The sequence below is a fragment of the Mesobacillus selenatarsenatis SF-1 genome, assembly GCF_000813125.1.
GTDB classification, from domain to species: Bacteria; Bacillota; Bacilli; order Bacillales; family Cytobacillaceae; genus Mesobacillus; species Mesobacillus selenatarsenatis.
On record NZ_BASE01000045.1, the window covers coordinates 1 to 24,556 of the forward strand.

The window sequence follows — 24,556 nt, forward strand, 5'->3', positions numbered from 1 at the left end:
ATAAGAGGCCAAAGCTGTCAAAAAAAGCTCGTTATTGTGACGGCTTTTCAGGATAAGAGGTGAAAGCTGTCGAAAAGCTCATTATTGTGACAAATTTCAGTGAAACAAATTTACAATCCCCAGTAAGTGACTGTATCAAAAATTCCAACGATAATTAAAGTATATCCTGCTAATTTCTGTACCACTGAACCCAGCTTGCGACTTTTTTTCAACAATGACCCGTTCAGACCGATGTAGGAAATGATAGCCGCAAAGATAATCAACGGAATGGAAGTGCCAATGGCAAAAACTGAAGGCAGGACTGCTCCGTAGGATGTACTCAGGACAATCGGCATAAGAGTAAAGAAAAATAAAGAGAACATTGTTGGACAGAATGCGACTGAAAAGCTTACTCCCATTAAAAACGATCCTGTTTTTCCGCTTCCTGTCCATTTTGGCAGAGCAGATGTGAAGCGATTGATCCAATTAAATGCAAAGAGACCAATGAGTGACAGGCCGATCAAAATGAAAAGAGGTCCCATCAGTTTGCGGAACCAGGAAAAGAAGCCCGGCAAAATTTGCTGGAAGCTCTGTCCGACCAGCCAGACTGCAAGGCCTAGCAGTGTAAAGACCAGTATTTTCCCCAGAATGAATAACATAATCTCAATCCATTGGCTTTTCGTTTGCAGACTTCGATTGCCATAGTAGGTGATTGCACCCAGATTGCCTGTCAGCTGGCATGGAGCAAGAGCGCCGACAAGACCCAGCAGAAAGCTTGCCAATAATGGGATTTGTTCAGTCTGGTTCACAAGGGTGAAAAATGGCCCGCTCAGAAAATTACTGATTTCTGTAAACAGTTGATACATAAAGTACCTCCACTAAAACTATTACCACTATGATACTAAAAATATATCCAAAATGTATGCAGAGAAAAACAGCAGGAGAGTATCCTGCTGTTAATTCACTGCTATATGGGCTGTCAATAGTTTATATGCATTCTCCACTTCATCGTCTGAAGGAGGTTCAACATCTTTAAGAGGGTACTCGAGCCCTAATGCTTCCCATTTATAAACGCCAAGCTTATGATACGGCAAGACTTCAAGTTTTTGAACATTATCCAGGGTGCCGATAAACTCGCCTAATTTGGTAAGGTCCTCGATTTCATTTGTAACTCCAGGGACCAGTACATGGCGGATCCAAATTGGAACTTGATGATCAGATAAAAAGCGGGCGAAATCCAATATGTGATCATTTGCCATTCCTGTCAGTTTGATATGTTTTTTCCTATTGATATGTTTTAAATCTAATAGGATTAGGTCAGTGTATGTCAATAGCTCTGCCAGCTGCTGCTGAAAAAGGGGAGCGGTAGAATAACATCCACCTGAAGAATCAATCGTTGTGTGGACTCCAAGTTTTTTGCACTCCTTGAAAAGTTCAGTAATAAAAGGAATCTGTAAAAGTGGCTCACCGCCGCTTACAGTGATGCCGCCGCCAGATGCTTCAATAAAAGGGAGATAGGATTTCAGATCATCAATGATTTCGGAAACAGACATCTGTTTGCCTGTGCCGATCTCCCAGGTGTCTGCATTATGGCAAAACTGGCAGCGCAGCAGGCACCCCTGTGTGAAGATGACATAGCGTATCCCAGGTCCGTCTACAGTCCCAAAGGTTTCTATAGAATGAATATTTCCGATCATGATGATTTCTCCTTTCATTAAAACAGGAGTTCCCGCCATAGGGAAGGCAACTCCTGTTTCGGTGCACTGGTATTAATTACATTGTTTCATGGAAAGTACGGTTGATTACATCCATCTGCTGTTCACGTGTAAGCTTGATGAAGTTTACTGCATATCCAGATACACGAATTGTCAGCTGCGGATATTCTTCCGGATGCTCCATCGCATTTAACAGAGTTTCCCGGTTAAACACGTTTACGTTTAAATGGTGACCGTCTTTGATCGCATAGCCATCAAGGATGGAAACTAGGTTATTTGTACGGCTGTTTTCATCTTTCCCAAGTGCTTTTGGTACGATGGAGAATGTGTTTGAAATTCCGTCCAAAGCATAGCTATATGGAAGCTTTGCAACAGATGACAGGGAAGCGAGTGTTCCTTTAGTATCGCGGCCATGCATTGGGTTAGCACCTGGCGCGAATGGTTCACCAGCACGTCTTCCATCCGGTGTATTTCCTGTCTTTTTACCATAAACGACGTTGGAAGTAATTGTTAAAATTGACATTGTATGAACCGAATTGCGATATGTCGGATGCTTGCGCAGCTTTGTCATGAAGTTTTTCACAAGTTCAACTGCGATGCTGTCAACACGGTCATCGTTGTTTCCGTATTTAGGGAAGTCGCCTTCTGTTTCAAAATCAACTGCAATGCCGTTTTCATCACGGATTACTTTTACCTGTGCATGCTTGATCGCACTCAATGAATCCGCTACTACGCTTAAGCCTGCAATTCCAGTTGCCATTGTGCGAAGGACTTCTGTATCATGCAGCGCCATTTCAATTCTTTCGTAGCTGTATTTATCATGCATGTAGTGGATGACATTAAGAGTATTGATGTAAAGGCCAGCAAGCCATTCCATTACAGTATCGAATTTAGCCATAACTTCTTTATAGTCGAGCACATCGGAAGTGATCGGGCTTAAAGCAGGAGCAACTTGAATCTTAAGCTTTTCATCGACACCGCCGTTGATTGCGTAAAGCAAAGCTTTCGCCAGGTTGGCGCGTGCTCCAAAGAACTGCATCTGCTTACCGATTTCCATTGCGGAAACACAGCAGGCAATTCCGTAGTCATCGCCATATTCACAGCGCATCAAATCGTCATTTTCATATTGGATTGAGCTCGTTTTGATTGACATCTCAGCACAATACTTCTTGAAGTTCTCAGGCAGGGCAGGTGACCATAACACTGTCAGGTTTGGCTCTGGAGCTGGTCCGAGATTATCAAGTGTATGAAGGAAGCGGAAAGAGTTCTTCGTTACAAGCGATTGCCCGTTATGTGCCATACCGCCAATTGATTCAGTTACCCAAGTTGGGTCACCACTGAATAACTCGTTATAGTCAGGAGTACGCGCAAATTTCACCAGGCGAAGCTTCATGACGAAATGGTCGACAATTTCCTGTGCTTCTTTTTCAGTAAGTGTTCCATTTTGCAGATCTCTTTCAATATAGATATCCAGGAATGTTGCGACACGGCCAAGGCTCATTGCTGCTCCATTCTGTTCTTTGATTGCTGCAAGGTATGCAAAGTAGACCCATTGGAATGCTTCCACTGCATTGGATGCTGGCTTGGAAATATCGTAGCCATAGCTCTGGGCAAGCTGCTTCAATTCATTCAATGAACGATATTGCTCAGAAATTTCTTCCCTAAGGCGCATTGTGTCTTCAGTCATGACACTGCTTGTCGTTCCATGATCTTTCTTCTTTTGCTCCATCAGGAAGTCTACACCATAAAGAGCTACACGGCGGTAGTCACCAATGATGCGGCCGCGTCCGTAAGCATCTGGCAGTCCAGTGATGATTCCGGCTTTACGGGCCTGGAGCATTTCTTTTGTATAAACATCGAATACACCCTGATTATGCGTTTTACGGAAGTCAGTAAAGATCTTTTCAACTTCTTTATCCAATTCATAACCATATGCCTCGCATGCTGCTTTTGCCATCCGAATGCCGCCAAAAGGCTGCATAGAACGCTTAAATGGCTTATCGGTCTGGAAGCCTACAACTTTTTCTTTGTTCTGATCAAGATAGCCCGGTCCATGGGATGTAATGGTGGATACTACTTTAGTGTCCATATCAAGTACACCGCCATTGTCACGTTCCTGCTTTGTTAATTCCATAACCTGCTGCCATAATTGAAGCGTTTCCTCAGTTGCACCTTCAAGGAAGCTGGAATCACCGGTATATTCAGAGAAGTTTTTTAGAATAAAGTCCCTAACATTGATATCTTCCTGCCAAGCACCATTTTTAAAGCCTTTCCATTGTTCCATTTAAATTCACCTCTAAAGTAGATGTTTATATAACAGTTACCACACTTTTATCATACTACGGATATAACAGATTGAGTGTGACATATTTGTGAAATTATGAACAAGACAACATTGATATGCATTTTAGGCTTATGTTTGATTCTGGATTTTAAAACTGTTCTATAATTGTTTGAAGTTTTTCTGTTGCTGTTATATAAGAATTTCTTTATGTATATAATTCTATCAGGAAAATTAGTACGGTGTTTATAGTGTTATGTATGTTTTGTGTCAATTTAAGAAGTGTAACCAAAAGAAAAAACAGGATGCAATATCCTGTTCTCCTTTTAGTTTTCGTAAAGATTGTTAAAATCCTAAAGCCGATTTTAACGTAATATTTACCCTTTTTGCATGTCGGTATTAAGTTTGCATGCTCTTTTCTCATAAGAAGCGTCAACTTAAGGAAGGAATATACGTAATTCAATCCAATTTTGTATTCAATAGCAACGAAGTTTGAGAAAAGAGCATAGATTAATCAACAACGATATAGGCGATCATAGGCCCATTATGTTCTGCTGAAGGATGGGTCAGACAAATCAGCCTGTAGGTTCCTTCTTTATCAAACTGCAAAGGGACGACTGTTTCTTCCCCTTTTTTCACCACGCCTTTTATATCCGTTCCTTCAATGATGAAAGGATGTTCTTTTCCGTTGACACCCAGTATCTTCAAACGAACCTTTTCTCCTTTTTCCAAAAAGATTGTTCCTGGATCCCATCGGTATGCTTCAATTTCCTTGCCATCATCCGTGGTAGATTTGAACTCGCCTGTCACCATGTGAATTTCGCGGATTTGTTCATTTTGTCCACCTATTGCCGGAGTGGCATCAGGCCTTAAGCTCAACCAAAGAGAACCAATGATGACAATAAAAACGATTAAGCCAAAAAAATATAATGTTTTTCTTTTAAACACAAAGAAATGCATTTTTTCACCTCCTCACTATCCTCTATAAATATCTATGCTCGTCCCCAGGCTGAACTTGTCTAATTTTTTGATTTTCTCTTGTATAGATTATCTGGGCAAAAACAAACTATAGATTAGATACAAGCCAAGGAGGAAAATATGTACCGTTTATTTACTCATAATGATTTGGATGGGGTGGCCTGCGGAATTCTATTCAGGCTTGCATTCGGAGACAAAGCAGATATCCGATATAATTCTGTCTCTGGACTTAATTTTCAGGTGGAGAAATATTTCGAACGAATGAATGACCGGATGAAAAAGGAAGACCATCTATACATAACAGATTTATCTGTCAACCATGAAGTCACTGAAAAAATCAATCAGTTTGTTAAAGATGGGGGAAAGGCAAAGCTGATAGACCACCATAAAACAGCATTGAATTTCAATGAATATAGCTGGGGTATAGTGAAAGTAGACGATGAATCCGGGACACTGACTAGCGCGGCGTCACTAGTATATGAATATTTAATACAGGGAAATCATCTTGTTAGAAATGGATCTCTTGATGAGTTTGTTGAGCTTGTCAGGCAATATGATACCTGGGACTGGGACATCCTCAAGAATTATAAAGCTAAGAATTTAAATGACTTATTTTTTATGGTATCAATAGAAGAATTCGAAGAGCGGATAGTACCGCGTCTCAAATCCGGGGATAACTTTGATTATGATGATTTTGAAAAAAAGCTCCTCGAAATGGAAGAAGATAAGATCGAACGATATATCAGGAGGAAAAAACGCGAAATTATCCAAATTGAAAACGATGGTTTATACGGCGGGGTCGTACATGCAGAATCCTATCATTCGGAATTAGGGAACGAGCTGGGCAAGGAGTATCCACATCTGGACTATATAGCAATTTTAAACTTGGGAGGAAAGAAAATAAGCTTCAGGACAATTCATGATGACGTAGATGTCTCTGCTGTCGCTGGCGAATTTGGAGGGGGCGGACACGCCAAAGCTTCTGGATGCTCTATGAATAAGGAAGCTTACAACCGCTATATTGAACAAGCATTCCCACTTGAACCAATCAAGCCGGACGCTTTCAAAAATACCTATAATCTAAAGGGATCGAAAAATGGATGTCTGTATGAGAATCGAGACCGGGACTTGTATCTGATTTATACGGATGGAACCCGTTATTTTGTTCAGCAGGAAAGTAAAGAGCGCCATGGCGCCTTTGATAGTTTTGAAGCAGCCGAACGCTTTGTGAAAAGAGAATATGGAGCAGCACTCGCAAGGGATGACGTATATATTTCCTATCTCGAAAATATCGTATTTAACGGGAGGAATTGAGTACAGCCTGTTGGTGGAAGAGCTAGGCTATCAATGCCAGTCAATTGTTTTAAAAGGTATTTACATTTAGGTCACCGATGTTCTTTATTGGTGACCTGTTTTCTTGAAATTACATATTTCCTCTCACCAATTGGCATCATTGGCGCCTTGATTATCAAAAAACTGACTTTTAAGGTCGCCAAAAGGCATTATTGGTACCGTGATTTTCAATAACTTGGATTTCACGATCACCAATACGCATCAGTTCTCCACAATCTCGCTTATTCAACCTCCAACGGACTTCACTAGTACTTTTTAATGAATTATAAGTTTGGCTAGGTTATTAAATCTTTACAAACTTTTCGGATTATTCCAGTTTGATTAAAAAATTATAACACCAAACATCTTTCGACAAGATTCTGTTAAAATGGTTGGAGAGAATAGGACACTGGATGTGGTTTGATGAGGAAATTTTTGGCCCTGTTTATGTTGTTATTTGTAAGTATGGATTCTTCTGCTGAATTGGTTAAAGCAGAGGCAGATGCACCTGTCTTAACTTCTGAGGCCGCTGTTTTGATGGACACCCAATCGGGTGCCATACTATTCGGGAAAAATGAAGAAACAAAGATGTATCCTGCGAGCCTGACAAAGATTGCAACAGCCATTTACGCTATTGAAACAGCTGACCTGGATGAGCAGGTAATTGTTAGTGAGGAAATTGAGAATATTGATGGTACAAGGGTTTATTTAAATCCTGGCGAACAGGTATCTTTAAAGAAGTTGGTTCAGGGAATGCTGATCAACTCAGGAAATGATGCCGCGTTGGCAATTGCCATTCACCTGGACGGTTCTTTAGAAAGTTACTCTGAAAATATAAATAAGTTCCTGGAGAAAAATATTGGTATAGAGGATACTCATTTCATCAATCCGCATGGCTTGTTTGATGAAAATCATTATACAACAGCCAAGGACCTAGGCATGATAGTAAACTATGCAATGAACAATCCTGATTTCCGGGAAATCTTTGGTACTAAGGAATTGGAATGGGATGGGGAGTCTTGGGATACAACGATTCTTTCCCATCATCGTATGTTAAAAGGTGAAATTCCTTATGAAGGAGTTACGGGAGGAAAGACAGGCTTTGTGGACCAATCGAAGCAGACGCTTGCTACCACAGCTGATAACGGGAAGTTGAAGTTGACAGCCATTTTATTGAAATCAGAATACAAACGTAAAATTTATGAAGATACTTCAAAACTCTTTGATTTCGGCTTTGCTAATTTTCATTCTGTTCAAATCAGGAAAGGTGAAAAATTCAATAGCGGCAACCTGAAATTCAAGGCTGGAGATGATATGTATCTGACTGAGCCGAACGGACAGAGTGAAAGAGTGGTAGACGACGCGGGCGTACTGAGAGTAGAGAACGGCAGCGGGGAAACGATTCATTTTGTTGAACTGAAGCCTTTGATAGAGAAAAAGCCCGAAGTGAAGAAAACCACAGAACAGCCTGAGCAAAGCGGAATGCTGTCAATGAATACCTTACTAGGTGCAGCGTTGTTTGTTTTGGGGGCTATTGCATGGCTGCTGAACCGAAAACAAAAAAAGAATAGAAGAATTCGAAGCAGGTGAGTGATCACCTGCTATTTTATTTTTTGTGAAGAGCCTTAACATAAACACAATGTTTTTTTACATTGTGTTAATAAGAGATTAATAGTTTCCCAGTATATTAAAAGGCGTAGTAAATAATATTTCTGGAGGTCTTGTAATGATTAAGGCAAATTTTAAAAAGAAGATTCTCCCGATCGCTGTTCTATCCACTGTAGCGTTCGGCAGCTTAGCAGGTACCTTTGACGCAGAAGCAAAAAATAAAGCAAAACATAACCGCACAGAAATTAAGAATGTTATTTTCTTAATCGGTGATGGAATGGGAGTTTCTTATACTTCGGCTTACCGCTATTTGAAGGACAATCATGAAACTACAGAAGCTGAGAAGACTGAATTTGACAAATACCTTGTTGGCAGCCAGATGACTTATCCGGAAGACCCTGAACAAAATGTAACTGACTCTGCCTCAGCTGCAACAGCGATGTCAGCTGGAATCAAAACTTATAATAATGCGATTGCAGTGGATAATGACGGGTCAGAAGTAAAGACAGTTTTGGAAGCTGCAAAGGAAAACGGCAAAGCTACTGGCCTTGTTGCTACTTCTGAAATTACGCATGCCACTCCAGCTTCTTTTGGTGCGCATGATGAAAGCCGCAAAAACATGAATGCTATTGCAGACGATTATTATGATGAACTGGTTAAAGGTGAGCATAAAATCGATGTGATGCTTGGCGGGGGAGTAAGTAACTTTGTTCGTAATGACAGGAATCTGGCCGAGGAATTCCAGAAAGATGGGTATAGCTATGTAACGAACAAACAGGACCTGTTAAAAAACAAGAACGAAAAGGTACTTGGCCTTTTTGCACCAGGTGGAATGGACAAGATGATCGATCGCAATGAAGAAACTCCTTCCCTAGAAGATATGACTAAAACTGCAATCGAACGTTTAAACAAGGATAAGGATGGTTTCTTCTTGATGGTAGAAGGCAGCCAGGTCGACTGGGCTGGACATGACAACGATATTGTTGCTGCCATGAGCGAAATGGAAGATTTCGAGAAAGCATACAAAGCAGCAATCGAATTTGCTAAGAAGGACAAGCACACATTAGTTGTGGCCACTGCTGACCATTCAACTGGGGGATATTCAATTGGTGCCGATGGAATCTATAACTGGTTTGGAGCACCGATCAAAGCTGCAAAACGCACTCCAGATTTCATGGCTGCAGAAATTGCTAACGGTGCTGATGCTGAAGATACATTAAAAAAATATATTGACTTTAAATCTGTAGGACTTCCCGAGCTGACTGCAGAAGAGCTTCAATCAGTTAAAGACGTTGCTCCATCAAAGAAAGCCAGAGACATTGACAACGCTATTGAACAGATTTTTGATAAACGTTCCCACACCGGCTGGACAACTGGCGGACACACTGGTGAAGACGTACCTGTATATGCATTCGGTCCTGGTAAAGAGCGCTTCTACGGACAGATCGACAATATTGACAATGCGAAAAACATTTTTGATATCCTTGCAAATAGCAAAGGAAAGTAATAAATTTGAAAAATCTCCCGCGGAACCTTGGATCTGCGGGAGATTTACTGAAAAGGGGTTTTAAAGTGAAAAAATATTTGCAATTAATGCTGGCTGTTACAATGCTGACAGGCTGTTCATTTGCAAAGGCTGATTCAAATGAGGACACGAAACCTGTTGAAACTGTTGAGGAGAAACAAGTAAAGAAAAACTCAGGTCTGTATGTACCGAATCCGCAAGTTACAGATGACAGGGAACTGAAAAAAGCAGGGGATTCTTTAATTGACGATAAAGGAGAATTAACTCTTAAGGCGGTTAAAGAAGTCAATGAAACTTTCAATCTCGATGGTATTGAATATAAGGTTAAAGAAATTAAGTTGTTGCACTTTATTCCTGATTACAGCCTGATCGATTTTTTCCATCCATATACACATGATGAAGAATTTGATTTTGTTAAAATTGGTGTTGAAATACAGAATAACTCCAAAGAAAGTTATCATTTTGGGCCGGTGGCAATGGTAAATATAAATGATTCAATTCACAAAACGTGGGAAGATGATTTTTACCTGGAAGAATTACATGGTGAAATTATAGGCGGACAAAAAAAGCAAGGAAACCTTGGGTTTATCGTGGACGATCTCGAAAACCTCGATAAAGTGGAAATCCTCTCAGGGGACCTCGTTGACAAGGAAAAAAAGAAAATAGAGGAACCTGTCAACCTCGTTGTAACCTTTGAGTAAGAGGGTAATATAACCGGTATTTTTCTCTTTACAAAGCATAGTGAGTACACCACTTTAGAGTCTAATAGAATGCAAGAAAGCCATGGAGGCTCCATGGCTTTTTTCTATCCGATTTGTTTGGGAAATTCCCAATCACAGGATAAATCTGTTCAAAAAGGCAGGGTAATCGGTATGCTCCTTTTATTGCTTTAATAAGGATGTGGAAAGCAGCATAAGGAATGATATTCCAACCATGGCAATTACCCATAACCAGGCTGATTGCATGTTTCCAGACTCAAGTGCTACATAGATTGCCGTTGGGACGGTCTGGGTTTTTCCAGGCAAGTTGCCGGCAAACATCAGGGTTGCTCCAAATTCACCAAGAGCTCTGGCAAAGCTTAAAATAAGCCCGGTGATTAATGTTTTCGCTGACAGGGGGAGAGTAACATATAAGAAAACTTTCCACTCATTTGCTCCATCTACCCTCGCCGCTTCCTCCGCGCCAGGATCAATCGATAAGAACCCTGTCTTGGCTGATTGATACATCAACGGAAAGGCCACGACTGACGCAGCGATAACAGCTGCCCACCAGCTAAAGATAATGGGACTGCCGAAAATATTTTCAATTAACCTTCCAATGGGACTATTTATGCCAAAGATGACAATCAATAGAAATCCTACTACAGTTGGAGGGAGTACTAAAGGCAATGTTAACAGCGTTTCTACAGCTGTTTTACCTAAGAACTGCCTCCTTGCCATAAACCTTGCAGCAAATATGCCGAATAAAAATACAAATACTACCGACACTGAGGCAATCTCAAGGGAAAGTTTAATCGGGCTCCAGAACTCACTGCTCATAAAAATCATTCCAATGCTGCTGTAAAGCCATATTTTTTGAAAATCCTCATTGCTTCTGGTCCTTTTAGGAAATTGAAGAAGTCGATAGTCTCTTCAGAGTGCTCAGTTCCCGCAATGACACCAACAGGATAAACTATAGGGTCGTGTAAGTCTTTTCCATCCAAAGGGACAATTTTTACTTTATCGGAAAAGAGTGCATCTGTTTTATATACAATGCCAGCATTAACATTTCCTGTTTCAACATAGGAGAGAACCTGGCGGACGTCTTTAGTGGGAATGATTTTTTTCTCGAGATCTCCCCATAGTTGCAATGACAGCAATGCTTGTTTCGCATACATGCCTGCAGGAACAGATTCGGGAGTGCCTAGGGCGATTCTTTTAATATTTTCGTTAGTAAGTGATTGTGCTGAATCGATATTCTTGTTATCTCTTTGTGTGATCAACACAAGTTCGTTCCTAAGAAGCCTAACGCTGTGTTGTTCATCTATAAGCTTTTTGGAATGTAAGTATTCGAATTTATCCTCAGCCGCGGAAATAAACATGTCTACGGGGGCACCCTGGGATATTTGCTGCTGCAGGGAACCGGAGCCGCCAAAATTGTAGACAATTTTAATTCCTGGATTTTGTTTCATATATTGTTGCCCAGCTTCTTCCATTACATCACGAAGGCTTGCTGCTGCAGAGATGGTAAGTTCAGTTGTGTTTGAATCACTGTCATCCGCACAGCCCGTAATGAAGAGTAGTAGGGCTGCGAATAAAACAATATGTATTATTCTCAATCAAGACATCCTTTCAAAAGACCTTTTTAAACATTTACAATAGATATAACTGATTATATCGAATTAAAAAGGATGCTACATACAAAAAATATCACAAGTTGGTGAAATTATCATTGATTTGGAATATTGGGGATTAAGGAAGATTTAAAATAAAAAACTGCCAGGTGGCAGTTTCGTAAATACTATTGATTCTTTCCAGTTTTTTGATCAATCTGGCTGCAAACCTCGTCAGCGGAAAGGCCATTTGCTTCAATGACTGATCCCTGGATCGAGGCATCCTGCATACCCATTACGTTCGAATCAATACCAGAAACCACGCAGCAATCACAGCCTTGTACATCTGCTTCAGAGCGCAATTCAACGACGTCATGGCCTCTTTCACGCAAAGCTTCCGAAATATTAGTAAGTGATTGTTCTACACCAACTCTTGCCATCAATAACACCTCCTCACTTCATTTAAGTTGTCCGGCGCAGGTATAAAATATACCAATCACCAGACAATAGAAGGGCATACTAATGATCAATGGGAGGTGCAGACATGAGTAATATAAGGAAAAAAGATCCTTCGAATATTGGGTTGAATTCATCACAAGTAGAAGGGCAGGGGACTACAACTAGCGAAACCGGAAGCAGGACCGCCTCTTCTTCGCGGAAAAAGCAAAAAAGAGGTTAGGCATTTTTAAGAAGCAAAAATCAAAACCCTCGGATGATGTCCGAGGGTTTTGGCGATTATGCATACATTTCAGCAATTTGCTTTTGAAGCTCTTCATTTTCAAGGTATTCGTCATAAGTCATTTGCTTATCAATCAACCCCGATGGAGTGATCTCCATGATCCTGTTCGCCACAGTCTGGACGAATTGGTGGTCATGAGACGAGAAAATCATGGAACCTTTAAAATTTATCATACCATTATTCAATGCAGTGATAGATTCAAGGTCCAGGTGGTTCGTTGGTTCATCCAAAAGAAGGACGTTTGCTCCAGATAGCATCATCTTTGAAAGCATGCAGCGGACTTTTTCGCCTCCGGAAAGTACGCTTGCTTTTTTCAGTACGTCTTCACCAGAGAAAAGCATACGTCCAAGGAACCCACGTAGGAAGCTCTCGCTGTCATCCTTTGGTGAGAATTGGCGAAGCCAGTCAACCAGGGTAAGGTCACTTCCTTCAAAGAACTCAGAGTTGTCTTTAGGGAAGTATGCCTGGGATGTCGTTACGCCCCATTTGAAAGTCCCGCTATCCGGCTCCATTTCACCGGTTAGGATTTTGAACAAAGTCGTTATCGCAATTTCATTTTTCCCAACTAGCGCGATCTTGTCATCCTTATTCATGATGAAACTTATATTGTCCAAAACCTTAACACCGTCAATTGTCTTAGTAATCCCGTCAACTCTTAATAAGTCATTGCCGATTTCACGGTCGGGAGTAAATCCAACGTATGGATATTTACGCGATGATGGTTTGATATCATCGAGAGAGATCTTATCAAGCAATTTTTTACGTGAAGTAGCTTGCTTTGATTTAGATGCGTTTGCACTGAAACGCGCGATGAACGCTTGCAATTCCTTGATTTTCTCTTCTTTTTTACGGTTCGTATCCGACTGCATTCTTAATGCCAGTTGACTGGATTCATACCAGAAATCATAGTTGCCGACATAAAGCTGAATTTTACCGAAATCCAGGTCGGCAATATGAGTACAAACTTTATTCAGGAAGTGACGGTCGTGGGATACAACAATAACTGTGTTCTCGAAATTGATCAAGAATTCCTCTAACCATTGAATCGCAGCAATATCAAGGTGGTTGGTAGGTTCATCAAGCAGAAGCACTTCAGGCTTACCAAATAAAGCTTGGGCAAGAAGTACTTTTACTTTTTCGCCGCCTCCAATATCAGCCATTTTTTTATCATGAAGCTCCTCGCCAATTCCAAGGCCCTTAAGAAGAATCGCTGCTTCGGATTCTGCTTCCCAGCCATTAAGCTCAGCAAATTCGCCCTCAAGTTCTGCAGCCTTCATGCCATCTTCATCAGTGAAATCTGCCTTCATGTAAATCGCATCTTTTTCCTGCATGACTTCATATAAACGGGCATGTCCCATTATGACGACTTTCAACACTTCGACATCTTCATATTCGAAGTGGTTCTGCTTCAAAACAGCCATACGCTCACCAGGTGTCATTGAAACATTTCCTGTTTGCGCTTCAATTTCTCCTGACAAGATTTTAAGGAAAGTGGATTTTCCTGCACCGTTAGCACCGATCAGGCCATAGCAATTTCCAGGTGTGAACTTAATATTAACATCTTCAAAAAGCTTGCGGTCACCATATCTCAAGCCGACATTTTGAACTGTAATCATTTATTTAGTAGCCTCCATTAATATATATCCCAAAGATTATAACATGTTTGAATGCTATGAGCGAATTCTTTTTAAGGCTCTTTTCTCAAACTTTGTTACTATTGATTACAGAATTGGATTGAATTACCTGTCTTCTTCGTAAAGATGACGTTTCTTTTGGGAAAAGAGCATGCAAACTTAATACCTACCTGCAAAATGTGTATATCACGTTAAAATCGGTCTTAGGATTTTAACAACAATCTTTACGAAAACAGCCCATTATAAAGATGAGGGCAGGTATTAGAGTGAATGAATACGATTTTTTTGTGGAATGGTGTTTTTAATGGAGTCAAATTGGGAAAAGGCGAGAGTAGTAAGTAAGCGGGAGAGTTTTTATATTATTTATCACAACATTCACAGAGTGTCTATTGGGAAATTTGTGAATTTTTTTTGCTAGCTGATGTCAATTTTTTTGCTCATTTTCACACATTTTTCATATTTTTCATGTAAAATAATAATAGACAAAGATGGATAAAAGGAGTTTTTGAAAATGGCTAAAAAGCAGCTGGTTGATTTTGTTAACCGCCTAAAGGAATCAGGGATAAAAGTCAGCTTCACTAAGCCAAAATCAGAATTTTTCTCCCTGCAAAAAACAGAGAAACATCCCACCACAGTGAATTCACATTAAGAGATAGACAGGCTCTCCCCTTGATGCAGAACCCTTCATGAATCTCATCTTAGGAGTCATAATGAAAAGCTAAATCAGCAAAGTAAACAGCATACAAAAAAGCGGTGCAAACGACCGCTTTTTTTGTATGCTTAGATTTCGTCCATTATTTCTTCGAACACTTCATCTTTATTAAAATCTTCCCCCATCGGGAATTTTTTTATGAATTTATTATTCTCATCAATCAGGTAAGTAAATGTACTGTGGACGTAAAAGCCATTTCCTGGATCACGGTACTGGAATTGGAATGTATCGGCAACCTGTTTGATTTTCTTTTGTTCTACCAATGTGTCTGCTGGGTCACCCGTCAAGAAGATCCAATTTCCGTCGTTTTCGAGTCCGAAATTGTCCATATATTTCCTCAAAACTTCAGGCGTATCCCGGTACGGATCAATTGTAATAGTGACGAATTGTACGTCCTTACCGTAAACACCTTCTTGGATTAAGTCTTTGCGAAGTAGGTTCATTTTTTGTGTTGTCGTTGGACAGATATCAGGACAATGAGTATAAATGAATTCTACAAGCTTGATAGTCTCTGTTTCTTCACCAAAAGTATAATTTTCTTCATCCATGGTGACAAGCGTGATGTCCTCTGGAATTTGTGCATTCGCATCACGGATTAGAAAAAATGAGATTCCCGATGTAATTCCTATTAATACAATAAGTGAGCTGATAAGATAGATTTTTTTCATAACACAATCCTCCCCCTTATAAAGATATAAGAAATATGAGGAAAATCATATGGACATTGTGTGAACTATGTTTAACATACAGCTTCCAAGAAAAAAAAGATAAGTGAATATTCTTGCAATATAACAAATGAGATTTATAATGAATTGTAAAACAATTTCAACGTCTAGGGAAATATAAAGGGGAATTAAGCTTTGAAAGCTGATAAAATCATAAAATACTTATTGCAAATCACAGGGTTGATCCTGATTAACAAAGCCGGCTTTTATATTGTAGAACTGTTCGAGTTGCGTATTCCGGGTAATGTTTTGGGAATGATCCTACTTTTCGTGCTGTTATGGACGAGGGTAGTCCGGCTTGAATGGTTTGAAGGCGCAGCTGATTTTCTCGTCAGGCATCTATCGTTCTTTTTTGTACCGATTTCAGTTGGTTTGATGACTCTCGGGGGACTTATTGCAGAAAATGGCATACAACTTGCGGTTATTTTAGTTTTGAGCGCAATAATAGGCATGGTGTTTGCGGGTGGCACGTCACATATGCTGGTAAAGCGTAAGGAGGGAAAGGAAACTGGAAACTCTGCTCACGATCTTTAGCATTATTATAACCTTGCTTGCTTACCTTTTTGCCAGGAGGGCTGCAGGTAAATATCCATCTCCGCTAACATCTCCGGTATTTTTAAGTACAGTGATTGTGATTGCTGTGTTGCTGTTCCTGAATATACCTTATAAGAAATATGAACCAGCAAGTGAGATAATGACCTATTTTTTGGGGCCGGCTACTGTGGCTTTAGCAGTACCGTTGTATCGCCAAAGAAAGATCATTTCAGCCTACGCGGTTCCTGCATTATTCGGTCTTATAGCAGGGATAGTCTCGACCATTATCTCAGCTGTGTTCATAGCGTATTTGCTTAACTTATCAGATTTGATCTTAGTTTCTTTGACGATCAAGTCTATCACAATACCTGTAGCTTCGGAGGTTGCTAGGATCATCGGGGCAGACTCGATTCTGGTTGCAGCATTCGTCATGATCACCGGCATGCTCGGGGCGATGATTGGCCCATTTCTTATGAACACCATGAAAATTGACGACCCTTTTTCGAGAGGTTTGGCCATCGGCACCATTGCTCACGGAATTGGTACAGCAGAAGCAGCCAGGGAAGGAGAGTTGCAGGGCGCAGTTTCAGGAGCAGCAATGGGTATGGCCGCTATAATAACTTCGTTGTTCCTGCCCATAATTCTCCCAGTATTTTTATAAGGAAGCATATGAAAAAGGAGACCTTAGGGGCCTCCTTTTTTTGGTAGCAGGAAGCTGATTAAAACGAAGTTTGTGCCATTAATGTGGTAAGTACCCTTATGAGGGGTGAAAGGGCTGCATAAGGGTATCATTTGCTCCTAAAGGTACCCTTATGAGGAGTGAAAGGGCTGCATAAGGGTATCATTTGCCCCTAAAGGTACCCTTATGAGGAGTGAATGGGCTGCATAAGGGTATCATTTGCCCCTAAAGGTACTCTTATGAGGAGTGAACGGGCTGCATAAGGGTATCACTTGCCCCTAAAGGTACCCTTATAAGGAATAAATGGGCTGCATAAGGGTATCTTTCGCCAGTAAAGGTATCCTTATGGGAAGTGAAAAGACTGCATGTGGATTTCATTAGAAATAAAATATATCTTTGCTTGAAACAGAAGATTAAGCGGCTTTCTTTTTCCGTAATCAATCAATATTGCAGTATTCTATCGGACAATTTTCACAGTCAATTTGTTGTTTTAAGTAGTCCTCGTTATGAATGATAATTCTTTTTTTGTGTATGGAGATGATCCCTTCATCGCGTAATTCCCCAAGCATGCGGCTGACGCTTTCCCTGGCAGTTCCGCAATAATTTGCTAAATCCTGGTTCGTGATCGGTACGTTGATGTGGATGCCATCGTCCTTTTGAATGCCGTAACTATTGCTCAGCCTGATAAGGGTAGAATACAAGGCTCCTTTTTTGCCGTGCAGGACAAGATCGCGGAATTTAGTGATTGTTTTTCGGATATGGTCATTCATCCATTTTAGGAATTGGTATGCAAGCTGGCTGTTGTTGAACAACGTTTGTTCAAGGTTCTCAATATTAACCGCTGCTGCCTCACCATCTTCAACTACTCTTGCATTGAATAAATATCGAGGACCCACAGTAAAGAGGGTTAGCTCGCCTACAATATCGTTTTTATTACATAATCTTAAATACAGTTCTTTCCCTTCCGCATTCATTTTTGAGATCTGTACTTTGCCGGACAGAATAATAAACATTTCTTTTGCTTCCTGCCCTTCGCGGAATAAAAAAGTACCTTTTTTAAATTTAATGATTTTTTCTGAGGCTTTTATTAATTCGCTCATCTCATAAGTTAAATTATTTTGTTTTTCTTGGCCGGCCACAATATCTCCACCTTTTCCGTCCGTTGTTTAACCTAATTTAAAATGAAATATAAACAAGAGGTCAATAGAGAAAATGTGAACATTCTTTTTCACACGTGTGGATTTTCTACATTTTTCTTTTAATTGGATAATTGTGGTTGACTATATTGGTGTAGAGGAGGTAATCTATTGTAGAAGATATTTTTTATATTAGGGAGTATGTTTTATGTTAGGTGTCGTTCTTAACTAAACCGTTAATTTAATACGGTCAATCCGGTTTTTCCTTAAACCTGTTATAGGTTTATTTAATTATGCGCTGGATTGAATGTTAAGAACAATGAACATAGTAAAGCATGCTCGATATCCATGAGCAAAAGCTGTGTACTTGTACACAGCTTTTGCTTTTGGAGAGGAATGCCTGCAGAGATTACTGCAAGGTATTTTAAGAAGCCGCTGTGGACTAGTTCCATTGCGGCTTTTTTGTATTAACAAAAAATAAAGCTAGTTGCACCACGATTAGTGTCTAGCTCCAGCGCCTAGTCCCTCGAGTCGTTTCGGTCAGCCCAATGAAGTCAAAAAGCGCCTTCACTGGTCGGCCCTCCAACGCTTGTAGGGGCTGAACAAGGCGCTTGCGCTTTCTATTTAAGGAGGAATAAAAATTGAACGAACAAACGTTTACGGTTCTTGGTTACGACAAAATTAAGGAGGAGATCGCCGGTTTTGCTTTGACTGAATCAGGGCGAATAAAAGCAAGGGAAATGCAGCCATCCATCAATATGCAACAAATTACATCATGGCAGGAGGAAGTCTCTGAAGCGATTGAAATTCTCAGGATTAGTTCAAGTGTACCCATACATGGTCTTGAGGGAATGGAAATGGTTCTTAAAGGCTTTAACAAGGGAATACCGCTTAGGACAGAACAACTGATGCAGCTGCTTTCGTTCCTGGAAACCTGCAATAAGATCCGCCGGTTTATGAAGGATAAGGAGTATGTAGCTCCTAGAGTCTCTGCATACGTCTTTGCGATCGAAGAACTTCCCGAACTTGCTGCTGAGATACAAAGATGTATCCGCAATGGCCAGATTGATGATTACGCAACAAGGGAACTATTGAAGGTGCGGAAACAGATTGGAATACAGGAAGATCGTTTAAAAGAGAAACTTAACCAGTTGCTGAAATCTGCAAAAATAAAACCATTTCTTCAAGAAGCTGTAATCAGTCAAAGAAACGGCAGGTATGTTGTTCCTGTAAAAAAGGAATATCGTGGAAAGCTAAGAGGAGCGGTCCTTGATACATCAGCATCCGGCTCAACTCTTTTTGTAGAACCTGAAGAAATTGGATCGTTCCAGGATCAGATGGAGTGGCTTTATTTAGAAGAGCAAGCGGAAGTGGAAAAGGTGCTATTTGCCTTGACTGGATTGGCTGAGGGGAAAGAGAAGGAAATCCGAATGGCCATGGAGACAATGGTTCATTATGACTATCTGTTTTCAAAAGCAAAATATTGCCGATCTATTGATGGCAAAAGAGTAGAAATTCATCCCGAACCAATCATTTTATTTAATGATGCACGCCATCCGCTCCTTGGTGAAAAGGCAGTCCCATTAACAATTGAAATTGGAAAAGATTATCATGCTCTTGTCATTACCGGGCCAAATACAGGCGGGAAAACTGTGTCCATCAAGACAGCAGGACTGCTGTCGTTGATGGCACAAAGCGGTTTGCTTCTGCCGGTTGAAGATGGGAGCGAATCAGGGATATTTCATAAAGTGCTTGTCGATATAGGAGATGGTCAAAGCATTGAGCAGAACCTTAGCACCTTCAGTTCCAGGATTGTCAATATTATTGAGATATTGAAGGAGACCAATGACAAGACGCTTGTCCTCCTGGATGAGCTGGGATCTGGAACTGACCCAGGAGAAGGGATGGGCCTTGCTACAGCCATCCTTGAGAACCTGAACAATAAAGGGGCAACAATATTTGCGACAACTCATTATAGCGAGATAAAAGACTTTGCTGACAATCATGAGGATTTCATGAACGGTTCAATGGAATTTGACATTGAAACACTTAAGCCTACGTACCGTCTGCGAATCGGAAAGGGCGGTGAGAGCCAGGCTTTTGCCATTGCGCTGAAACTTGGCATCCATCCGAAGTTGATTGAACGAGCCCATAATATAACCTACAAATCTGAGAATGATTACACTGCCTTATTTGCGAATGATCCTGCGGAGCTGAAAGCAAGAGAGCAGCAAATCATAGCAAACAAACACAAAAGAAAGAAGTCTTCTACAGTTGCGAAGCAGCCGGTAAAACGATTTGAAATGGGTGATAGTGTACATGTGTTAAGCTCAGGTGAGCTAGGGGTGATTTTTAAAGGCCCTGACAGTCAGGGTAATTATCTCGTCCAGGTCAGGGATCGTAAAATTGACGTCAATTATAAACGTTTGAAGCTGAATCTGCCTGCGTCAGAACTTTATCCAGAAGACTATGATTTTAGTATTATTTTTGAATCCAAAGAGCACCGAAAACTATTGAACCAGATGAGTAAAAAACATATTGAAGAGCGTGTTATAAGGGATGATACTTGATACTATCTTGTTTTGGATATTGTAATTTTTGCAAGGAGAGCCTTATTGAAAAAGGCTCTTTTTTTCGTAATAATGCTTGTTTATATTTCAACATTATTGTTAGCATCTAAAGGATTTCCCCTATATATCTTTATGATTAGAATTCCGATTTTATTAGAAACGCTATATATAAGGGATGAAAACGCTTCGAAAATAGACATAAACAGTTCATCGTGTTTACTATTAACAAACCCGGATTTCAGGTTTAAGATTAATCTAACAGTAAAAATGTGACTTTATTCACAAATAGAGGAGTCTTAATATGAGTGAACAGCCAATGGAAGTAGCTATCTCCACAGCTTTAAAAAAGAAAAAGTATCTAAGGGAGTCAAAAGCAAAGTATCTGCTGCGGGCAGCGCTTGCTGGTGTTTATATCGGCTTTGGCATCATGGTCTCATACCGGCTGGGAGAATATTTCTATGATACTCATTCAGCTGCGACACCTATCGTTAGCTCGATTTTTTTCGGCTTGGCTCTTGTCCTGATTTTGTACGGGGGAGGAGAATTATTCACAAGCAACACAATGATGATGACAATAAGTTCATTAAAAAAAGCAACGACGTGGAAGGATACCATTGAAAATTGGATAGCGTGTTATTCCGGAAATTTGTTGGGAGCAGTATTCTTTGGACTACTTATTATGATGTCGGGCATTTTTATATCGCCAGAAAAATCGCAATACATGATGGAAACGGTGAGCATGAAGATGAACACACCTGCTTCTCAATTGTTCTTTCGTGCAATCCTGTGCAATTGGCTTGTGTGTCTTGCTGTATGGGTACCGTTTAATGTAAAAGGAGATGGAGCGAAAATAGGAGTTATGATGCTTTTGGTTTTTGCTTTTGTAGTGTCAGGATTCGAGCATAGTGTTGCTAACATGGTCCTCTTTTCAATTGCACTCTTTGTTCCCCATCCTGAAACTGTCAGCATTGCCGGAAGTATATTCAATCTAGTGCCTGTAACATTGGGGAATATAATAGGCGGAGGCTTTTTTGTTGGCACTCTATATGTCTACCTGAATGCCAAAGGGGTAGTTGGCGAAAAGAACAAAACGACAGCCCAATCAGTGTATGGACAAAATGCACTTAAGCGAATGTAAGCAATAAAAAAATCCACGGAGGAATCCGTGGATTTTTAGTTATCGCTATATTCACATTGATTTTTCTAATAATGTAGCTCTAAATTTAAAGGAGAACGGGCTCTTTTCGAGTGGAATTAGGTTTTTATTAAGTAATTTAAAGCTTACGAAAAGAGCCTCTGCATATATTCCTCCTGTCACCCTTTAAAGGAATTCAAGATCCATTCCCCGACGATTCCACCTAAATAAACTCCTACAATTCCTAGGACACCTGCTAGTACAGGAGGTGCAGGAAGAGGAAGCTTCAGGAATTTAAATAGGATTCCTACGACTAAACCAGCAACTAAGCTTAAGATGATTTCTTTCATGTTTTCACCGCCTCTTATGGCAAGATGGTAATGGATTATCAGTGAGCAGACGTCTGATCACCTTTTGGCAACATTATTTTATCATGACCTGCATAAATTGAAAACGCTTTATTTATCCTTTTATCATGTATAAAACCAAATTATCTATTCTTATATTAAAATAGTGTTAAAATATAACTCAATAATTGTCAGCACGGAGGATTCATATGGACAAGAACGTGAAGCGCAACATCTTTACTTTGCAAGGTTTTTATCTTTTTGTGTTTTTTGGCATAGGCAGTTTATTCCCTTTGTTAAGTGTTTACTTAAGCGAAGTTGAAAAATTAAATGGGTATCAGATTGGCATTATCCTGTCCATTGGTCCAGTGATCATGATCTTCTTCCAGCCGTTTTGGGGTATGCTTGCCGACATGAAAAATTCCCATAATAGGCTGCTTACTTTAACAACGTTGATAACAGGGATTGCCGCTTTGGGTTATATTTTCTTCGAAGGCTTCTCTTCGTTCATAATTGTAGCAACGATTCTTGCGATTTTTCAAAGCGCGATCATTCCTTTATCAGATAGTATTTCCTTAAAATATACAAGCAATGCCGGAGTGAATTATGGAAATGTACGATTATTTGGATCCCTCGGTTTTGGACTGGCAGTTTTTATTATGGGTCGATTATCCGAGTGGAACCCGCAAGTGATATTCTACACGTTTTTTTTGACATTATTGATTTCCGCAGCGTTTTCCATGAAAATGCCTAGAGAATCTTCTGGTCGGCCAAGCGGTCTTTTCGCAGGAATGAAGGATTTAATGAAGATGAAGAAGTTTCTTATTTTCCTTGGGGTCACATTCATGGTTTTTGGTCCTAACCTGGCCAATAACTTCTACTTCAGTCTATTTGTGGAGGACCGAGGCGGCACTTATACAGGGATTGGTATTGCGTTCCTTATCGCGGTGTTATCTGAAATTCCATTCATGAGGGTTGCTGGAAGCTGGATCAGTAAATTTGGACTGCTCCAGGTCGCTTTTATTGCAGCGCTTGTATCATTAATTAGATGGATTTTCTATTTTACAGAGCCTGCTTTATCTCTTGTATACGCATCAGCTGTTATTCAGGGTTTTTCACTTGGATTGTTCATTCCTGCAGGATTGCAGTATATTCGAGATATCACACCACTGCATATTACGGCTACGGCAGTAACAATTTATTCCGCAGTTGGCAACGGATTAGGCAACTGGTTTTTCACGTTTTTCGGTGGCATCATTTTTGAGGAATTCAGTATTTATGGGGTGTACATATTCTTTGCTGCTTTGACTTTAATTGGTGTTTTGCTGACAGTCTGGTTGTTGCAGCAAGACAAGCGACTCGAGGGGCTAGGGGCTGGAGCTAGACACTAATCCAGTATAAAAAGTTTACAGTTTGTAATGATAAAAAAACGTCTTTTGATACAGGTGAATTCTATAAGGATAATGACGATTTACATTTATTCACAGAAAAACTCTTCAAAATTGAAGGGTTTTTTTGTTTTTCAATAGGATCGAAAACAGAAGTATGGTTTTAGTCTTTATATCAAAAAATAATTTATGTAAGAAAGGAGGGACTTTCATGAAAGAGAATAAAGGTAAAAATCTTGAGCTTGCAGGGCGTATGTACGATACATCGGATTATCGAAAAAAATGACGAACTTTCAAATGGGCTTGCAATGACCCATGAACAAGCCAGTGACAGTTATGTAGAAGGGCAGGTCGGCGGAAAGATTGAGCGCTCGTCGCGAGCCGAAGATGAATTGAACAACAGAGGTTATCAGTAAGCAGGAAATGAGGGGTACAAGTGTCGCATAAAGGTGAATTTCAATCGAATGGTGATCAATACAAAATGCCAAACGCGTTAAAACAAAAGAAAGATTTTGTCTATCGAGTAGGATACACTTCAAGTACCGGTAATCAAACAAATAACCAAGAGGAACCGGTAAAGAGATCGGATCTATAAAAAATTTACAGGCCCTTCTAAAGAAGGGCCTGTTTTTATCGAGGACGTGCTATGATTCCGTTATGGACTTTAATAAAGCCGTGCCTTAAAATGTCTAAACCGTTCTCATATAAATAAAGTCCCATCTGCTCGACTGTCATTAGTTCCCTGTATGTATGGTTCATGACATCAGCCATGATTTCATAATACAGCTTGGATTTTAACTGAGCCCGGGGTGTTGTCATGATGATATATCCACCAGTTTTTAGGAACTTCGTGTGCCAATCCACGACTTCGCTTTTTAAAGAATCCGGGAAGTGCTCGAGTAATCCGACGCTAAGGACGATATCAAATTCTCGGCCAAAAGGGAGCTTGCGAATATCTTCAACAATGTACTCAGTCTCAAAATCACTTTTATGGTAGACTTTATTGCCTCCTGTTGAAGGATTGCTTCCTAGAAATGGATAAGTGTCAGGGAATTCCGCAAATCTTGTATCCTTGCAGAAAGGATCATAATCTACAAAGACTATGTCACCACCTGGATACATTGCACTTAACTGCATTGCTTCATATCCTTCAGCGGCTCCAAGGAAAAGAATTCTTGGCTTAATTAAATCAAGTCCTTCAAACAAAGCACGTTTGCCCCTTGGATCC

General features: G+C 40.2%; 24 protein-coding genes. 12 read left to right on the forward strand and 12 right to left on the reverse strand.

The window, feature by feature from the left end; translation table 11 throughout:
- Nucleotides 1-110 precede the first annotated feature (110 nt).
- The 4 genes from TY49_RS10460 to TY49_RS10475 all read right to left on the reverse strand — a co-directional run bounded on the left by TY49_RS10460 (nucleotide 111) and on the right by TY49_RS10475 (nucleotide 4,935).
- Nucleotides 111-845, reverse strand: a complete 735-nt coding sequence (locus TY49_RS10460; RefSeq protein WP_041965863.1) for an urease accessory protein UreH domain-containing protein — start codon at nucleotides 843-845, stop codon at nucleotides 111-113.
- A gap of 90 nt (nucleotides 846-935) precedes the next feature.
- A complete protein-coding gene (gene pflA / locus TY49_RS10465) occupies nucleotides 936-1,676 on the reverse strand; it encodes a pyruvate formate-lyase-activating protein (protein ID WP_041965883.1) in 741 nt (246 codons plus the stop codon).
- A 76-nt stretch (nucleotides 1,677-1,752) separates the two neighbouring features.
- Nucleotides 1,753-3,978, reverse strand: coding sequence for a formate C-acetyltransferase (pflB, locus tag TY49_RS10470; RefSeq protein ID WP_041965864.1), 2,226 nt, complete (start codon nucleotides 3,976-3,978; stop codon nucleotides 1,753-1,755).
- Nucleotides 3,979-4,485: 507 nt separating this feature from the next.
- Entirely contained in the window at nucleotides 4,486-4,935 is a 450-nt protein-coding gene (locus tag TY49_RS10475) for a cupredoxin domain-containing protein (protein WP_041965865.1), read from the reverse strand.
- Nucleotides 4,936-5,073: 138 nt separating this feature from the next.
- Between TY49_RS10475 and TY49_RS10480 the strand changes: the two genes are divergently transcribed.
- The 4 genes from TY49_RS10480 to TY49_RS10495 all read left to right on the forward strand — a co-directional run bounded on the left by TY49_RS10480 (nucleotide 5,074) and on the right by TY49_RS10495 (nucleotide 10,119).
- Nucleotides 5,074-6,267 carry a DHH family phosphoesterase gene (locus TY49_RS10480; RefSeq protein ID WP_041965866.1) on the forward strand — a complete coding sequence of 398 codons (1,194 nt, stop codon included), beginning with the start codon at nucleotides 5,074-5,076 and terminating at the stop codon, nucleotides 6,265-6,267.
- Nucleotides 6,268-6,708: 441 nt separating this feature from the next.
- Complete coding sequence (locus TY49_RS10485) at nucleotides 6,709-7,875, forward strand: D-alanyl-D-alanine carboxypeptidase family protein (RefSeq protein ID WP_041965867.1); 1,167 nt, start codon at nucleotides 6,709-6,711, stop codon at nucleotides 7,873-7,875.
- Nucleotides 7,876-8,011: 136 nt separating this feature from the next.
- The gene (locus TY49_RS10490) at nucleotides 8,012-9,400 is read left to right on the forward strand and encodes an alkaline phosphatase (RefSeq protein ID WP_041965868.1); all 1,389 of its coding nucleotides are present in this window, start codon (nucleotides 8,012-8,014) and stop codon (nucleotides 9,398-9,400) included.
- Nucleotides 9,401-9,465: 65 nt separating this feature from the next.
- Nucleotides 9,466-10,119 carry a DUF4352 domain-containing protein gene (locus TY49_RS10495; protein WP_041965884.1) on the forward strand — a complete coding sequence of 218 codons (654 nt, stop codon included), beginning with the start codon at nucleotides 9,466-9,468 and terminating at the stop codon, nucleotides 10,117-10,119.
- Between the two features lie 180 nt (nucleotides 10,120-10,299).
- Here the strand turns inward: TY49_RS10495 and modB are convergent, their stop codons facing one another.
- The 3 genes from modB to TY49_RS10510 form a co-directional block, all read right to left on the reverse strand.
- Entirely contained in the window at nucleotides 10,300-10,956 is a 657-nt protein-coding gene (modB, locus tag TY49_RS10500) for a molybdate ABC transporter permease subunit (RefSeq protein ID WP_041965869.1), read from the reverse strand.
- Between the two features lie 5 nt (nucleotides 10,957-10,961).
- A complete protein-coding gene (gene modA, locus TY49_RS10505; RefSeq protein WP_232310434.1) occupies nucleotides 10,962-11,735 on the reverse strand; it encodes a molybdate ABC transporter substrate-binding protein in 774 nt (257 codons plus the stop codon).
- A gap of 182 nt (nucleotides 11,736-11,917) precedes the next feature.
- The gene (locus TY49_RS10510; RefSeq protein WP_041965870.1) at nucleotides 11,918-12,169 is read right to left on the reverse strand and encodes a YkuS family protein; all 252 of its coding nucleotides are present in this window, start codon (nucleotides 12,167-12,169) and stop codon (nucleotides 11,918-11,920) included.
- 104 nt (nucleotides 12,170-12,273) lie between these two features.
- Here TY49_RS10510 and TY49_RS24240 point away from each other — a divergent pair, with 104 nt between their 5' ends.
- Nucleotides 12,274-12,408: a YuzL family protein gene (locus TY49_RS24240; protein ID WP_084135449.1), complete on the forward strand. Its 135-nt coding sequence runs from the start codon at nucleotides 12,274-12,276 to the stop codon at nucleotides 12,406-12,408.
- Between the two features lie 56 nt (nucleotides 12,409-12,464).
- Here TY49_RS24240 and TY49_RS10515 read toward each other — a convergent pair whose 3' ends face one another.
- Nucleotides 12,465-14,084 carry an ABC-F family ATP-binding cassette domain-containing protein gene (locus TY49_RS10515; RefSeq protein WP_041965871.1) on the reverse strand — a complete coding sequence of 540 codons (1,620 nt, stop codon included), beginning with the start codon at nucleotides 14,082-14,084 and terminating at the stop codon, nucleotides 12,465-12,467.
- A 529-nt stretch (nucleotides 14,085-14,613) separates the two neighbouring features.
- Here TY49_RS10515 and TY49_RS24965 point away from each other — a divergent pair.
- Nucleotides 14,614-14,751 (forward strand): hypothetical protein, encoded by a 138-nt coding sequence (locus TY49_RS24965; protein ID WP_023627787.1) that lies wholly within the window; start codon nucleotides 14,614-14,616, stop codon nucleotides 14,749-14,751.
- Nucleotides 14,752-14,882: 131 nt separating this feature from the next.
- Here TY49_RS24965 and TY49_RS10520 read toward each other — a convergent pair whose 3' ends face one another.
- Nucleotides 14,883-15,482 (reverse strand): SCO family protein, encoded by a 600-nt coding sequence (locus TY49_RS10520; RefSeq protein WP_041965872.1) that lies wholly within the window; start codon nucleotides 15,480-15,482, stop codon nucleotides 14,883-14,885.
- A 192-nt stretch (nucleotides 15,483-15,674) separates the two neighbouring features.
- Between TY49_RS10520 and TY49_RS10525 the strand changes: the two genes are divergently transcribed.
- Both TY49_RS10525 and TY49_RS10530 read left to right on the forward strand, forming a co-directional pair.
- Nucleotides 15,675-16,073, forward strand: a complete 399-nt coding sequence (locus TY49_RS10525; RefSeq protein ID WP_041965873.1) for a CidA/LrgA family protein — start codon at nucleotides 15,675-15,677, stop codon at nucleotides 16,071-16,073.
- A gap of 13 nt (nucleotides 16,074-16,086) precedes the next feature.
- Nucleotides 16,087-16,734, forward strand: a complete 648-nt coding sequence (locus TY49_RS10530; protein ID WP_369389794.1) for an LrgB family protein — start codon at nucleotides 16,087-16,089, stop codon at nucleotides 16,732-16,734.
- Between the two features lie 455 nt (nucleotides 16,735-17,189).
- On the opposite strand, the gene TY49_RS10535 is transcribed toward TY49_RS10530, so the two are convergent.
- Nucleotides 17,190-17,852: a Crp/Fnr family transcriptional regulator gene (locus TY49_RS10535; protein WP_041965885.1), complete on the reverse strand. Its 663-nt coding sequence runs from the start codon at nucleotides 17,850-17,852 to the stop codon at nucleotides 17,190-17,192.
- 677 nt (nucleotides 17,853-18,529) lie between these two features.
- On the opposite strand from TY49_RS10535, the gene TY49_RS10540 reads away from it, so the two are divergent.
- Complete coding sequence (locus tag TY49_RS10540) at nucleotides 18,530-20,458, forward strand: endonuclease MutS2 (RefSeq protein ID WP_041965875.1); 1,929 nt, start codon at nucleotides 18,530-18,532, stop codon at nucleotides 20,456-20,458.
- A 301-nt stretch (nucleotides 20,459-20,759) separates the two neighbouring features.
- A complete protein-coding gene (locus TY49_RS10550; protein WP_041965877.1) occupies nucleotides 20,760-21,596 on the forward strand; it encodes a formate/nitrite transporter family protein in 837 nt (278 codons plus the stop codon).
- 176 nt (nucleotides 21,597-21,772) lie between these two features.
- On the opposite strand, the gene TY49_RS10555 is transcribed toward TY49_RS10550, so the two are convergent.
- The gene (locus tag TY49_RS10555; protein ID WP_041965878.1) at nucleotides 21,773-21,943 is read right to left on the reverse strand and encodes a XapX domain-containing protein; all 171 of its coding nucleotides are present in this window, start codon (nucleotides 21,941-21,943) and stop codon (nucleotides 21,773-21,775) included.
- A gap of 206 nt (nucleotides 21,944-22,149) precedes the next feature.
- Here TY49_RS10555 and TY49_RS10560 point away from each other — a divergent pair, with 206 nt between their 5' ends.
- Nucleotides 22,150-23,331 (forward strand): MFS transporter, encoded by a 1,182-nt coding sequence (locus tag TY49_RS10560; protein ID WP_156972660.1) that lies wholly within the window; start codon nucleotides 22,150-22,152, stop codon nucleotides 23,329-23,331.
- A 233-nt stretch (nucleotides 23,332-23,564) separates the two neighbouring features.
- On the forward strand, nucleotides 23,565-23,744 hold the full coding sequence (locus TY49_RS10565; RefSeq protein WP_052442157.1) for a DUF4025 domain-containing protein: 180 nt from the start codon (nucleotides 23,565-23,567) through the stop codon (nucleotides 23,742-23,744).
- A 214-nt stretch (nucleotides 23,745-23,958) separates the two neighbouring features.
- Here TY49_RS10565 and TY49_RS25240 read toward each other — a convergent pair whose 3' ends face one another.
- Complete coding sequence (locus TY49_RS25240) at nucleotides 23,959-24,534, reverse strand: class I SAM-dependent methyltransferase (protein WP_232310435.1); 576 nt, start codon at nucleotides 24,532-24,534, stop codon at nucleotides 23,959-23,961.
- Between the last annotated feature and the right edge of the window lie 22 nt (nucleotides 24,535-24,556).